The following is a 13,071-nucleotide window of genomic DNA, read 5'->3' as shown; positions in this document are numbered from 1 at the left end:
GCGATTAGATGACAGTTTACGAATACAAAGTCAATACCCTTCGGGGCCAAGAAGTTGAAATGTCCGACTACCGTGATAAAGTGTTACTGATTGTAAATACCGCAAGCTCATGCGGACTTACCCCTCAGTTCAAAGGTCTGCAAGAACTGCAAGACAAGTTCCAAGATGCCCCGTTTGAAGTCCTTGGTTTTCCAAGCAACCAATTTGCACAGGAAAAAGGTTCTTCCGACGATATCGCCGAGTTCTGTCAGATGAATTATGGCGTAAGCTTCCCGATGTTTGAGAAAATTGATGTGAATGGCTCAAGCGCTCACCCTCTCTTCCAGCACCTTAGCAAAGAAGCACCAGGCCTGCTTGGCTCCAAAGCAATCAAATGGAATTTCACCAAATTCCTTGTGGATCAGAACGGACAGGTAATTAAGCGTTATGCTCCGAAAACAACACCTGACAAGATTGAAGAAGATATCAAGAATTTGCTGCAAAAATAGTACATTGGCCACCCGTGCCGGAAGGTAGAGCACCATTACCCCCGGGAATGGATGGCCTTTTTTCTCACCCCTGGATACCCGACTGTTCGAAAAGACACAAAAAAAGAAGCTCTCCATTAAAGGAAAGCTTCTTCTTCATCGTTCATATGATGCGGTCGAGAGGACTCGAACCTCCACGGGCATACGCCCACTACCCCCTCAAGATAGCGTGTCTGCCATTCCACCACGACCGCATGTCGTAAATAATCGGCAACAGAATTGATTATACCGGGTTCAGAAATAAAAGTAAAGTATTTTTTAAACCTTCTTTTTCAGCCAGGCATTTTCCTCAAAAAACGCATATTCTCGTCATGTTTATCCATGAACTGCATATCCTTAGATTTGATCCCCTCTTTTCCGGCTAGAGCCGATCTTGTTGATTCATTAATATGTAGTCCTTCCTTATATATAGTCCTCCCTGCACTTCGCCACACAAATAACACAATAGGTTATATAAAATGACATAAATATTAAATATCAGAATCTATTCATTAAATTCAACAGATACTATTGACAAAAAGCGGACATTTATGGGATGATAACTATCATATAATTCGGATTTTCAAACATAAAGTTAACAAAAAGGAATATAAATGTCATTTAAAATGACATTTAACGAACACAGGAGGCGAATGATTGTGAACCGTGGGAATAAGCTGCTCGATTATGTCAAACTGCTTGATTCCTCTATTCAGGTTGGAGGGTTTACCCATTCCTTCGGCATGGATATCCATATCAGGGAGGGTACCATTCGTAATGCTGAAGATCTCGAATCATTCATGCGTTGTCAGTTGCATCCCAGCATTGTTCGTCTTGAAGGCATGGCCATCAAAGGCATCTATACCGCAGCAGATCACAAGGATACATGGCGGATAGCTCTGATCGATAAACTGGTCCACGTTCAGCGAACTCCTGGAGATCTCAGAGAACAAGCTGCCGCCATGGGAAAACGATTGATCAGACTGGCACGCGCTCTGCACCCCTGGATTGATTTCAGCCAGCTCGAACAGATCTTCGCCAAATATGATTCGGTTGGCTGCCTCTCCACTGTTCACGCCTGGATTAACCATCACCTCGACATCCCGGTCGAGGAAGCGGTCCTTGGTTACCTGCATTCAGCCATGAATGCCTGCATAACCGAAGCCTCCAAAGTCATTCCCCTGAACAACGATATAACCAAAGATCTGATGGTACGCCTGGCCTCAGATCTGGAGAATGAATGGAATACCGTATGCGCCTCGGCTGCGGATGGACTGGTACAACCAACCTCGATGTCCATGAAATCATTTTTCCCCAGTTTCCATATGCTTGGAGCTGGACTTCATGCCTACAGAGCCTAATCCTCTTCCTTCTCCCCTTCATTCAGACAAACACAAAAACACGCGGCAACCTCCTTGCCGTCGTGTTTTTTGTCGTTTTATTTGTTTATTTAACGTATTTACGCCATTTAACATCACAAAATACACTTTTTTCCGTCTTTTTTAATTGTTAGATGACGGATTTACGTATATAATAAAATACACAGCTCGCATCTCTATATATTTTACACGAAGAAATGGCGACTGAATACTACATTCTAACCAGGGGTGAACCCTTTTGAACAAGAACAAGAAAAAACCAGTGACCCCGTTCGGATGGGCCATCAAACGACGGCTAACCGAACTTCAAGTGGACCAGAAGACCTTTTGCGAACAGCATGGCATCCCACCCTACCGTTTATCCAATCTCATTCACGGCACGCGTAAAGCCACCCGATTCAGACACCTGGTTGCTGACATTTTGGATATTCCAGATGAACTGAGATAAAATTTCTGCCAAGGAGGGCCCCATCCATGAGACATGTTACATCCGATCTGGAGAGGCTATCGTTCCAGTCCATTCGTCACCAACTCATCATCGTTGATCACCATTGGGTTATCCACAGTTGTAACCGCGCATGGCAACAGGGACTCGGCCAATCATTACTCAACCCGGAAGCGAGCAGTAATCATACACATTACCTGCATCTGACGGAAGCCTGGGCAATACGAAGCAAGAACGCACACACGGCACTTGTCGCACAGAATTTGAAAGAACGCGGAGTACCTTTTCATCGAAATCATACATATGACATCTGCGTGCATGCGGCATGCAACGAAGAGCGGTGGTTTCGCGTGGAACTCACCCCTCTGTCTCATGCGAATTCAATTTTGGATATCGATCTCGCTCTGATTGCACACATGGATATTACCGAACAGAAAAAGACAGAACGCCAATTAAAAAAGGCCCTGTCTGACGTGCGCACATTGCGCGGACTCCTGCCTATTTGCGCTGTCTGCAAACAAATCAAGGACGAAAAGGAACATTGGAACTCCGTTGAGAGTTATCTGGAGAAGCATACCCACGCCGAATTTACCCATGACATCTGCCCGGAATGCATCCGGCGGTTATACCCGAAATACTCAAATATTCTGGACAAGCGTTCCTGAAACCTTTCTTTATACTCCACACGCTAACAGGAATCACACAGACAGATGATGTTCAAACTGCGACATATCCAGTTCTTGCGGTGTCCCATGCAAGGTGATCGTTCCTTTGTCCATAATATAGATATAATCTGCGGCACTTCGCACGAAATCAATACTTTGCTCTACCAACAGAACCGAGAGGTCTCCCTTTGCCTTGAGCTGCAAAATAACCTGCCGAATATCCTCCACGATAGAAGGCTGAATGCCTTCTGTCGGCTCATCAAGTAATAACAACCCGGGACGTGAAGCCAACGCACGAGCGAATGCCAACTGTTGCTGCTGCCCACCACTCAGATCCCCGCCCTGCCGTCCATACATCGTAGCAAGCACTGGAAACATCGCCAGCACATCCTCTGGGAACACCTTTACCCCCGGCGCACTTGTCTCCAGGCCAAGCAACAAGTTTTCTTTCACCGTAAGCTGCGGAAAAATCTCCCGCCCCTGCGGTACATAACCAATCCCTGCTCTTGCCCGCTTGGCTGTGTCCAAGGTAGATAACTCCTGATGTTGCCACTGAATACTGCCTTTACGTGTTTTGAGCAGGCCCATTAATGTTTTCATCAATGTTGTTTTACCTACACCGTTACGGCCCATTAGGCACACCACCTGTCCAGGCTTTACGTCCAGGTTCACTCCACGTAGCACATTGCTTTCCCCGTAGCCGGATTCAATTCGTTGCAGCGACAGCATGGTCATCCCTCCTTTTACCCAGATACACTTCAGCCACTTTCGGGTCTGCCTGTACCTCCGCCATCGTACCTTCCTTCAGCAGTTTCCCTTCATGCATTACTGTTACCTTGGCTGCGAACTCTCGTACAAACTCCATATCATGCTCCACCACCACAACCGAGCGTTCACACGCAATCTCTTGCAGAAGTCGCCCGGTCTTGTGTGTTTCTTCATCCGTCATGCCTGCGGCTGGTTCGTCCAGTAACAACAAACGCGGCTCTTGCAGAAGCAACATGCCAATCTCAAGCCACTGCTTCTCCCCATGTGATAACGCCCCTGCACGAGCATAGACGCGATCTTGCAGACCAATCTGGAGGGTAACACGCTCCATGGCAGCACTCATTTTCCCATATCGACGAATACCGATGGCTTGCAAAGGAGAACGGCGAGTCTCTGCCGCCAGTGTCAGATTCTCCTGCACCGTCAGACCTGCGAAGATCGATGGCGCCTGGAATTTGCGTCCTACACCTTTGCGAACAATCTGGTGTTCTCTCAGTCGCGTCAATTCCGTGCCATCCGCTATTTTCACCGAGCCGGACATGGGTTTGGTTTTACCACATATCACATCCAGCATCGTGGTTTTCCCTGCACCATTCGGTCCAATCAGAAAATGCAGATCATGCTCATGCAGCTTCAGATTCATTCCTTTGACCGCAACGAACCCGCCAAATGCCACCGTAATATCCTCGGCGATCAGAACCGCTGAATCCTCAGTAGACTTCAGGTTTTTCCCGAGTGACTTGGACATGTGCACTTTCTCCTCTCCGTTTCAGCAAGCGAACAACATGACGATACACACCCACAATTCCGTTAGGCATGAACAAGACGACCGTTACAAAGAGCCCACCAATGACAAACAGCCATCCTTCAGGGTAAGCTTCGCTGATGCCTGTTTTGGCTGCATTCAGCACCACCGCTCCGATAACCGCTCCAATAAGCGTACCGCGACCACCCAGTGCAACCCAGAGGACCATCTCAATGGAAGGAACAATGCCCATCATGGATGGCGAGATAATGCCTACCTGAAGAACAAACAGCATGCCCGCGATGCCTGCAAGTGCACCGGAAAAGGCAAAAGCCAGCGTTTTGTATCCTGCCGGATCATATCCGAGGAATCGCACCCGATTCTCTCCATCACGCGCCGCTTCGAGCACCTGACCGAAACGACTGTTCACCATTCGACGACAGAGCACATACGCGATCACCAGAACAGCAAGCGTTATATAGTAGAGAACAATGGTTGTTCCAGCGGAATGAAGTGTAAAACCAAAGATTGAATTATATCCGGTAATGCCATTCGTTCCACCCGTCCATTCCTGTTTGCCAACAAATAACGTCACTGTGATGAGAACCAAAGCCTGAGTCAGGATGGTAAAATAAACACCGGTGATCCGGTTACGGAACGTAAACCACCCCAGGGCAAAGGCGAGTAATGCCGGAAGGGCTATCCCCAATATCAGCGCCACGGGGAAAGAGCGAAATGGTTCCCAGAACCACGGCAGACCACTGAGACCACTCCATCCCATGAAGTCAGGAAGTGTTGCTCCACTGGCCTGAAGCTTCAGATACATCGCCATCGCGTACCCACCCAGACCAAAGAATACCCCATGCCCAAGACTCAACACACCCCCATACCCCCAGATCAGATCGAGACCGATGGCCAGGATCGCCAGTGCCAAAAACTTGGCTAACAGGCTCAGACGAAACTCCGTGGAGATCAGCGGAGCAAGACACATCATGATCAGTACAACCGCCCAGATAATCCTCATTTTCAGACTGCCAGTTTTGAGTAATGCCGACATGAACTAACCCCCTTCTTCACGTTAATCGAGACTCCGTGTGCGCATCGCGACCAAGCCGCGTGGTTTCCATTGCAGAAAAGCAACGATACATACAAACACAAGCACCTTGCCAATCGAGGCCGAGGTATATGTTTCGAACAATGTGTTGAACATGCCGATCCCCAGCGCACCGCACACGGTTCCAACCAATTTCCCCACCCCACCCAGAACAACGACCATGAACGCATCCACAATATAATAGGTACCAAGGGAAGGACCAATTGGACCGATAAGTGTTAACGCACAACCAGCAATTCCGGCGATGCCCGAACCAATGGCAAAGGTCATGCCATCCACCCGTCGGGTCGAAATCCCAAGACACCCCGCCATACTTCGGTTCTGCATCACAGCCCTCATTCGTCTTCCGGAAGATGTTCGATAGATATAGAGATACATACACAGCAGCACAACCGCAACCAGTGCGATAATGAAAATTCGCTTGTACGGAAATATAATGCCCTCCGAGATCGCCAACCCTCCATTGAGCCAAGCCGGACTGGATACCCCCACATTTGGTGCACCGAATATTGTACGGGCCAGTTGTTGCAGCATCATCCCTACACCCCAGGTCGCGAGCAGACTATCCAGCGGCCTGCCATATAGATGCCTGATCAGCACCACTTCGAGCAACCAGCCAATCAGAGCAGCTACGATGAACGCAATCGGCAAAGCAACAACAAAGTAGGCACCAAACCACGCCGCTGGAGCATAGGACATGAACAGATTTTGTGTTACATACGTTGCATATGCACCGATCATAATCAGTTCACCGTGAGCCATATTGATCACATTCATCAGCCCAAACGTTACCGCCAGACCAAGTGCAATCAACAACAAAATTGAACTGATACTCAGACCATTGAACATCTGCAGGATAAACATATCCATCGTTATCCCCTCCTCCATACGTGACTCTCGATAGTTCACATCACTTCAATTCGCACCACTCTCACGTTTTGCATAACGGTAACGCTTTACCGCGATACGGTGAGAGGATGTGTTGTCACACCCTCGTCTATGAATCGGCTGCTTTGAAGCAAGTTACCTTTATTTATTACGAGGTTTCTATGTTATTTAGCGCTAAGAGAAGCTCCCCATTCATACGTTTTCAGATAAGGGTCCGGTTTGACAGGCGCACCAGAATTCCACAATTCCTTGAACTGCCCATCTTCCTGTACCTCACCGATCCGTACGGTTTTGTAGATATGCTGATTCTCTCCATCCACGGTTACTTTACCTTCCGGTGCATCAAACTCCAGACCCTTCGCAGCTGCCTTCACCTTCTCTACGTCGGTTGATCCTGCTTTTTCCACCGCCGCCTTCCAGAGATAAACCGCCACATATCCCGCTTCAATCGGATCTGCTGTCACTCGATCAGCACCGTATTTTTCCTTGTACTTGGCTACAAATGTTGCATTTTCAGGTGTATCCGTTGTCTGATAATAATTCCACGAAGCGAGATGCCCCTTCAATACGTCTGCGCCAATACCACGGATCTCTTCCTCCGCCACACTTACCGAGAGGGTTGTCATCTGATCCGAAGAAATTCCGGCATCCTTCAATTGTTTGAAGAAGGCCACATTGCTGTCTCCGTTCAGTGTATTGTATACAATATCCGGCTTCGCAGCCTTGATTTTGCTAATGATGGTACTGTAATCGGTATGTCCCAACGGTGTATATTCCTCACCCACCACTTCGCCGCCTTCTGCTGCGAGTTGTGCCTTAATGACCTGATTGGCCGTTTTTGGAAAAACATAATCTGAACCGAGCAGATAAAACGTCTTGCCCCTGTTCTCCAGTAACCAGGTTACGGATGGAACGATCTGCTGATTCGTTGTTGCTCCTGTATAAAAAATATTTGGCGACGATTCCAATCCTTCATATTGCACCGGGTAAAACAATAGACCTTTGTTCTGTTCGAACACCGGGAGCATAGCCTTCCGACTTGCAGAGGTCCAACCGCCAAATACAGCAGCGACCTTATCTTGTTGCAGCAGCTTTCCAGCCTTCTCCGCAAAAGTAGGCCAATCCGAAGCACCATCCTCAATTACCGGCTCGATCTGCTTACCCAAAACTCCACCCGCGGCGTTAATCTCTTCAATAGCAAGCATCTCGGCATCTTTAACAGATACCTCACTGATTGCCATCGTTCCGCTGAGGGAGTGAAGAATGCCCACTTTAATCGTATCACCGGATGCAGCCGGCTCTCCTGTACCACCCGAACCTGAGACTTCAGGTGGAGCAGTGCCCTCCACACATCCTGTCATTACCATGACCGCACCCAGCAAAATGCTCCATAACTTGACCGTCCTCTTCTTCAATAGCCTACACTCCCTTTTTTTAGTCTATTGCCGAACATTAAGGTCATTTACACCCGAAATGTTCGTTGATCCAAATTATGGAGTCTTACACTCTTCATGTCAATATAGCTTACATAATTTTATTTTATGCCTACTCGTTTCATGCATGCTGCTAATAAGCTTTGAAGCTTATTGACAAAGGGTTCACCCTGTGTGAGTATATTTAACATACAATATGTTCCACGAATATATCAGACTCTATAAGCGAAAGGTCGGATTGCCTTGCACTGGACTGAGCAGGAAAAGGAAAAACTCCTGATTACCGTGGCCGCTAACCTCGCCCGTGAACGAAGAGCACGCGGGCTCAAGTTAAATGTTCCCGAAGCCATAGCCCTGTTGACCTCCGAACTCATGGAGCGGGCACGGGATGGCATGAGTGTTGCCGAATTAATGAGATACGGAGGCACCATCCTGACACGCGAAGACTGTATGGATGGTATTCCCGATATGATCCCTGAAGTACAGGTAGAAGCCACATTTCCTGACGGTACCAAACTGGTTACCGTACATGAACCTATACGCTGAGAAAGGCAGGAGAAGCCATGATTCCTGGTGAATATCGCTTGAAACCAGATGACGATATCATCTGTCATCCGGATCGTCCAACCTTGCGCCTGATTGTCCTTAATCGCGGCGACCGCCCCGTCCAGATCGGCTCTCACGTTCACTTTTATGAAGTTAATGCAGCACTGGACTTCGATCGCGCTTCCGCTTTTGGACATCGCCTGCATATCCCGGCAGGCACCGCAGTCCGTTTCGAACCCGGTGAAGAGAAACCGGTCGAACTTACGACCTTTGGCGGCAAACGCCAGATACACGGGTTCAACGGATTAACCGAAGGCTCTGCGGATCAGGCCCCTGATCCACAAAAACTGGAAGCATTCCTGAAGACGTTCTCCCCTCCCATACAAGATGGAGGTGAACCTTCATGAAACGAATGAGCCGTGAACAATACGCGTCAATGTTCGGACCCACCACTGGTGATGCCGTAAGACTTGCGGATACCGAACTATGGGCAGAGATTGAACATGATTATGCCGTCTATGGCGATGAGAGCAAGTTCGGGGGCGGCAAGGTTATCCGCGACGGAATGGGCCAATCCACCTCCGCTCTGCGAAGTGACGGCACTCCCGATACTGTTATCACCAACGCCATCATTATCGATCATTGGGGCATTGTAAAAGCGGATATCGGCATTCGGGATGGGCATATCAGCGCCATTGGCAAATCCGGCAACCCGGATACAATGGATGGTGTTCACCCCGCACTGGTCATCGGTGCTTCCACCGAAATCATCGCTGGTGAAGGCATGATTGTAACCGCCGGCGGCATCGATACCCATATTCATTTCATCTGTCCACAGCAGATTCAGACCGCATTATCCTCTGGAGTAACGACCATGATCGGCGGTGGAACAGGACCAGCAACAGGAACCAAAGCCACCACCTGCACACCAGGAGCCTGGCATATCCACCGAATGCTGGAGTCCGCAGAGGCTTTTCCCATGAACATCGGTTACCTCGGTAAAGGCAACAGCTCCAGCACCGCACCTTTAATCGAACAGATTGAAGCGGGTGTAATCGGCCTGAAACTGCATGAGGATTGGGGAACTACGCCAAGCGCTATCGATACCTGCCTGACTGCCGCCGGGGAACATGATGTTCAAGTCGCTATCCACACCGATACACTGAACGAAACCGGTTTTCTCGAAAATACCCTGGCTGCAATCAACGGACGGACAATCCACACGTACCACACGGAAGGCGCTGGCGGCGGACACGCACCGGATATTATCCGGGCCGCTGGGGAGTCCTACGTTATCCCGTCATCCACCAACCCTACACGACCGTACACACGCAACACCGTAGAAGAGCACCTTGATATGTTGATGGTGTGTCATCACCTGGACCCATCCATCCCGGAAGACGTCGCTTTTGCCGATTCGCGGATTCGTCCCGAAACGATTGCCGCCGAAGACATTTTGCATGATCTTGGCGTGTTCAGCATTATCAGTTCAGATTCACAGGCCATGGGCCGAGTGGGCGAAGTCATCATCCGCACCTGGCAAACTGCCGACAAAATGAAAAAACAGCGCGGCAAACTCGAACTCAACCCGGGTTCTCCCTCCGATAATGATCGGATCAAAAGATATGTCGCCAAATACACCATCAACCCTGCTATCGCACACGGAATCGGACACCTTGTCGGTTCGGTGGAAGTCGGAAAGCTGGCCGATCTAATCATATGGAACCCTGCCTACTTCGGTGTCAAACCGGAGATTGTCATCAAGGGTGGCATGATTACTTTCGCCCAGATGGGTGATCCCAATGCGTCTATCCCGACACCTCAACCCGTATTCGGCAGACCCATGTTCGGAGCTTATGGCAGTGCCCTTGCCAGCGGTTCGATCACCTTTGTCTCCCAAGCCGCAGCAGAGGCAGGAATCAAAGAGACATTGGGCCTGAAGAAACGAGTTGAACCCGTCAAAGGCTGCCGCTCGGTTACTAAAAAAGACATGATTCATAACGATGTCACCCCCGTTATTGAAGTCGATCCCGAAACCTATGAGGTACGAGCTGACGGCGAGCTTCTCACCTGCGAACCCGCAGACGAGTTGCCTATGGCACAGCGGTACTTTATGTTCTGATATGAATCCCGATTAGCTGACAAGGGGGCACCCCATGATGAATAGTGGCACAAAGCTGCTTCGTTACGTTCAACTGCTGGATTCAGCCCTGCCCATTGGTGGTTTCTCCCATTCCTTCGGTCTGGAAGCTTACACGCATGATGGCACCGTGCGGAATACCGCCCAGCTTAAACAGTTTATTCGCAGCCAGCTTCATTCCAGTCTAGTGCGAATAGACGGCCTTGCCATCAAAGGTGTCTACCAGGCGATACAACAACAAGATGCCGCTCTACTTGCCCTGTATGACAAACGTGTCCACGCCCAGCGTTCCCCTCGGGAAATGAGGGAAAGCGGGCACAAGATGGGAAAGCGACTGCTCAAGCTCGCCCGGTCACTCTATCCGTGGATGGACTTTGCCCTGATCGATGAAGCTATACGGGAATACGGCGCGTATTGCGGCATCACGACCATACACGGTTATATCAACTATCAATTGGAGATTGGATTGGATGAAGCCGTTACCGGGCATCTATATACCTCGGTTAACGCTTATGTGAACAGCGCACTTCGCCTGTTGCCCATCGGACAAACCGAAGCGCAGATGCTGATTCAGAAGCTGCTCGATGATATTGAAGCGGAATGGGCACTCATTCGGGAAAATGACCCGGTAGATATGCACAGCTTCGGAATCGCCCAGGAAATCTACGCCATGCGGCATGAAACCTTACCCGCGCGGTTGTTTATGTCTTAACTACAACTTTTATCTAACTAGGAGGAATTGTTATGTGTGGAGGAGCTAATCATACGCATCATCCGGAGTGGGAACGTAAGGCATTTGATCGGAGTCGTCCGATGCGAATTGGAATTGGCGGACCGGTAGGTTCAGGTAAAACAGCCCTTGTGGAGAAGTTGTCCAAGGCACTGCGTACACGTTATAGCCTTGCTGTCATCACCAATGACATTTATACCAAGGAAGATGCCGAGATTTTGCTGCGCCAGAATGCCCTGGCACCAGAGCGCATTATCGGTGTAGAGACAGGCGGATGCCCGCATACCGCTATTCGCGAGGATGCCTCCATGAATTTTGAAGCCGTTGACGAGTTGATTGAACGCTTCCCTGATCTTCAACTGATCTTCATCGAGAGCGGCGGCGACAATCTCTCTGCTGCCTTCAGTCCGGAACTCGCTGACGTCTTCATCTACATTATCGACGTTGCCCAAGGAGAGAAACTCCCGCGTAAAGGCGGTCCTGGCATCACGCGTTCAGACCTGCTGTTAATCAACAAAACCGACCTCGCCCCTTATGTTGGAGCAAGCCTGGAAGTGATGAAAAATGATACCGAGCGGGTCCGCGAAGGCCGCCCTTATGTCATGTCTAATCTAATGAGCGGTGAAGGTGTATCCGAGATTGTCCACTGGCTCGAACATCAATATATGGATGACGACGCTTCCGCTGCACATCTGCATTCACACAGCCATGAACATGGCACTCACTCGCATTAATTCATCTTCTGTCCCGATGGGAACAGAGATCATTCGGAACGAAAGTCCAGGTGAACCCGTCACGCGCCGCAGCGAGCTTCGGGCCACCTTCTCCTTTCAAGGAGAGCGGACGGTCATGACCGATCGTTATTACAGCGCACCGCTTCGGTTCAGCCGATCCTTTCGACCTCCCGGAGGCGGAAGCGAATTATGCATTTACACGTCAGACGTCTCTCCCGGAGTCCTTAACGGGGATCACTATCATTCCGAGTGGGTATTGGGCGAAGGAACCCATGTCATGCTAAGCAGTACGTCAGCTACAAGGCTTCATCCCACACCATCGCTTCCTTCATCCGTCAATCATCATTTTCAGTTGGGAAAAGGAGCCACGCTGGAATACTTTCCTGAATGCGTCATTCCCTTCAAAGGTAGTTCTTCTTCACTCGCTGTAACCTTTGAACTGGAAGACCAGGCGATTCTGGCCTATGCAGACATCTGGTCTGCCGGACGGATTCATCGGGGAGAAGCTTTCCAATTCGAGCGTTACCGAAGCTTGACGGAGATATGGCAAGGTGAGCAACTGGCTGTCTGGGATCGATTCGGACTTGAACCAAAAACCGATGATCCCACACACTCAGCATCCCTCCTTCACTATACGCATACCGCTGCGTTGTGGATGATTGCCCCGGGTCTGGGTACTGCCGAGTTGGAAGTAGTCAGATCCGCACTGCCACCCGATGGACGAATGCTGGCAGGTGCGAGTTTGCTGGCAACCGGGGGGATCGGTGTTCGACTGCTTGGCCTGGCGGCTTGGGAACTTCAAGAACAGTGCCTTCAGATTTGGAACACACTCCGCCCCCAACTGCTGGGCAAAGAAACTCTTATTTTTCGTAAATAAAGATATAGAGCATAAACTAACAAAAAAACCTCTGAACTGTCTCCGAGTATGTTCGGATTAGTCCAGAGGTTTTGTACATTCAGTCCATGGATGCTGCTCAT

The 13,071-nt window shown here is 49.5% G+C and carries 15 protein-coding genes and 1 tRNA gene; 10 read left to right on the top strand and 6 right to left on the bottom strand.

Features of this window, described 5'->3' with window-relative positions; translation table 11 throughout:
• Positions 1-8 precede the first annotated feature (8 nt).
• Entirely contained in the window at positions 9-488 is a 480-nt protein-coding gene (locus ACTHPG_RS02435) for a glutathione peroxidase (protein WP_440387495.1), read from the top strand.
• A gap of 150 nt (positions 489-638) precedes the next feature.
• On the opposite strand, the gene ACTHPG_RS02430 is transcribed toward ACTHPG_RS02435, so the two are convergent.
• A tRNA-Leu gene (locus ACTHPG_RS02430) sits at positions 639-721 on the bottom strand.
• Between the two features lie 444 nt (positions 722-1,165).
• Between ACTHPG_RS02430 and ACTHPG_RS02425 the strand changes: the two genes are divergently transcribed.
• The 3 genes from ACTHPG_RS02425 (at position 1,166) to ACTHPG_RS02415 (ending at position 2,995) form a co-directional block, all read left to right on the top strand.
• A complete protein-coding gene (locus ACTHPG_RS02425; protein WP_440387493.1) occupies positions 1,166-1,867 on the top strand; it encodes an urease accessory protein UreF in 702 nt (233 codons plus the stop codon).
• A gap of 256 nt (positions 1,868-2,123) precedes the next feature.
• Complete coding sequence (locus ACTHPG_RS02420) at positions 2,124-2,333, top strand: XRE family transcriptional regulator (protein WP_440387492.1); 210 nt, start codon at positions 2,124-2,126, stop codon at positions 2,331-2,333.
• Between the two features lie 26 nt (positions 2,334-2,359).
• Complete coding sequence (locus ACTHPG_RS02415; protein WP_440387490.1) at positions 2,360-2,995, top strand: hypothetical protein; 636 nt, start codon at positions 2,360-2,362, stop codon at positions 2,993-2,995.
• A 33-nt stretch (positions 2,996-3,028) separates the two neighbouring features.
• On the opposite strand, the gene urtE is transcribed toward ACTHPG_RS02415, so the two are convergent.
• From urtE to urtA, 5 genes are all read right to left on the bottom strand, one after another.
• Entirely contained in the window at positions 3,029-3,724 is a 696-nt protein-coding gene (gene urtE, locus ACTHPG_RS02410; RefSeq protein ID WP_440387488.1) for an urea ABC transporter ATP-binding subunit UrtE, read from the bottom strand.
• On the bottom strand, positions 3,702-4,511 hold the full coding sequence (gene urtD, locus ACTHPG_RS02405; RefSeq protein ID WP_440387487.1) for an urea ABC transporter ATP-binding protein UrtD: 810 nt from the start codon (positions 4,509-4,511) through the stop codon (positions 3,702-3,704). The genes urtE and urtD overlap by 23 nt, the downstream gene beginning before the upstream one ends.
• Positions 4,474-5,565 carry an urea ABC transporter permease subunit UrtC gene (urtC, locus tag ACTHPG_RS02400; protein ID WP_440387486.1) on the bottom strand — a complete coding sequence of 364 codons (1,092 nt, stop codon included), beginning with the start codon at positions 5,563-5,565 and terminating at the stop codon, positions 4,474-4,476. Before urtC ends, urtD begins: the two co-directional genes overlap by 38 nt.
• Before the next feature lie 21 nt (positions 5,566-5,586).
• The gene (gene urtB, locus ACTHPG_RS02395) at positions 5,587-6,492 is read right to left on the bottom strand and encodes an urea ABC transporter permease subunit UrtB (RefSeq protein WP_440387485.1); all 906 of its coding nucleotides are present in this window, start codon (positions 6,490-6,492) and stop codon (positions 5,587-5,589) included.
• 182 nt (positions 6,493-6,674) lie between these two features.
• Entirely contained in the window at positions 6,675-7,871 is a 1,197-nt protein-coding gene (gene urtA / locus ACTHPG_RS02390) for an urea ABC transporter substrate-binding protein (protein ID WP_440390094.1), read from the bottom strand.
• A 315-nt stretch (positions 7,872-8,186) separates the two neighbouring features.
• Here urtA and ACTHPG_RS02385 point away from each other — a divergent pair, with 315 nt between their 5' ends.
• Genes ACTHPG_RS02385 through ACTHPG_RS02360 form a run of 6 tightly spaced genes read left to right on the top strand, consistent with a single transcriptional unit; the run spans position 8,187 to position 12,970 of the window.
• Positions 8,187-8,489 (top strand): urease subunit gamma, encoded by a 303-nt coding sequence (locus ACTHPG_RS02385; RefSeq protein WP_440387483.1) that lies wholly within the window; start codon positions 8,187-8,189, stop codon positions 8,487-8,489.
• Positions 8,490-8,506: 17 nt separating this feature from the next.
• Entirely contained in the window at positions 8,507-8,896 is a 390-nt protein-coding gene (locus ACTHPG_RS02380) for an urease subunit beta (RefSeq protein WP_440387482.1), read from the top strand.
• Positions 8,893-10,611 (top strand): urease subunit alpha, encoded by a 1,719-nt coding sequence (ureC, locus tag ACTHPG_RS02375; RefSeq protein ID WP_440387481.1) that lies wholly within the window; start codon positions 8,893-8,895, stop codon positions 10,609-10,611. The genes ACTHPG_RS02380 and ureC overlap by 4 nt, the downstream gene beginning before the upstream one ends.
• A gap of 34 nt (positions 10,612-10,645) precedes the next feature.
• Complete coding sequence (locus ACTHPG_RS02370) at positions 10,646-11,341, top strand: urease accessory protein UreF (RefSeq protein WP_440387479.1); 696 nt, start codon at positions 10,646-10,648, stop codon at positions 11,339-11,341.
• A 32-nt stretch (positions 11,342-11,373) separates the two neighbouring features.
• Positions 11,374-12,093 (top strand): urease accessory protein UreG, encoded by a 720-nt coding sequence (gene ureG, locus ACTHPG_RS02365; RefSeq protein ID WP_017690021.1) that lies wholly within the window; start codon positions 11,374-11,376, stop codon positions 12,091-12,093.
• The gene (locus tag ACTHPG_RS02360) at positions 11,999-12,970 is read left to right on the top strand and encodes an urease accessory protein UreD (protein ID WP_440387478.1); all 972 of its coding nucleotides are present in this window, start codon (positions 11,999-12,001) and stop codon (positions 12,968-12,970) included. The genes ureG and ACTHPG_RS02360 overlap by 95 nt, the downstream gene beginning before the upstream one ends.
• Positions 12,971-13,071: the final 101 nt, after the last annotated feature.

It is taken from the genome of Paenibacillus sp. SAF-068, assembly GCF_051967555.1.
Classification (GTDB): domain Bacteria; phylum Bacillota; class Bacilli; order Paenibacillales; family Paenibacillaceae; genus Paenibacillus.
The sequence above is the reverse complement of the archived record's forward strand: the minus strand, read 5'-3'. Positions and strand labels throughout refer to the sequence as shown.

Bases quoted from the DNA above. Each gene is read 5' to 3' on its own strand.
- urtC (WP_440387486.1), bottom strand. From the start codon at position 5,565: ATGTCGGCATTACTCAAAACTGGCAGTCTGAAAATGAGGATTATCTGG.
- ureG (WP_017690021.1), top strand. From the start codon at position 11,374: ATGTGTGGAGGAGCTAATCATACGCATCATCCGGAGTGGGAACGTAAG.
- urtA (WP_440390094.1), bottom strand. From the start codon at position 7,871: ATGACAGGATGTGTGGAGGGCACTGCTCCACCTGAAGTCTCAGGTTCG.
- urtB (WP_440387485.1), bottom strand. From the start codon at position 6,492: ATGGATATGTTTATCCTGCAGATGTTCAATGGTCTGAGTATCAGTTCA.
- ureC (WP_440387481.1), top strand. From the start codon at position 8,893: ATGAAACGAATGAGCCGTGAACAATACGCGTCAATGTTCGGACCCACC.
- urtD (WP_440387487.1), bottom strand. From the start codon at position 4,511: ATGTCCAAGTCACTCGGGAAAAACCTGAAGTCTACTGAGGATTCAGCG.
- urtE (WP_440387488.1), bottom strand. From the start codon at position 3,724: ATGCTGTCGCTGCAACGAATTGAATCCGGCTACGGGGAAAGCAATGTG.
- ACTHPG_RS02415 (WP_440387490.1), top strand. From the start codon at position 2,360: ATGAGACATGTTACATCCGATCTGGAGAGGCTATCGTTCCAGTCCATT.
- ACTHPG_RS02370 (WP_440387479.1), top strand. From the start codon at position 10,646: ATGATGAATAGTGGCACAAAGCTGCTTCGTTACGTTCAACTGCTGGAT.
- ACTHPG_RS02380 (WP_440387482.1), top strand. From the start codon at position 8,507: ATGATTCCTGGTGAATATCGCTTGAAACCAGATGACGATATCATCTGT.
- ACTHPG_RS02435 (WP_440387495.1), top strand. From the start codon at position 9: ATGACAGTTTACGAATACAAAGTCAATACCCTTCGGGGCCAAGAAGTT.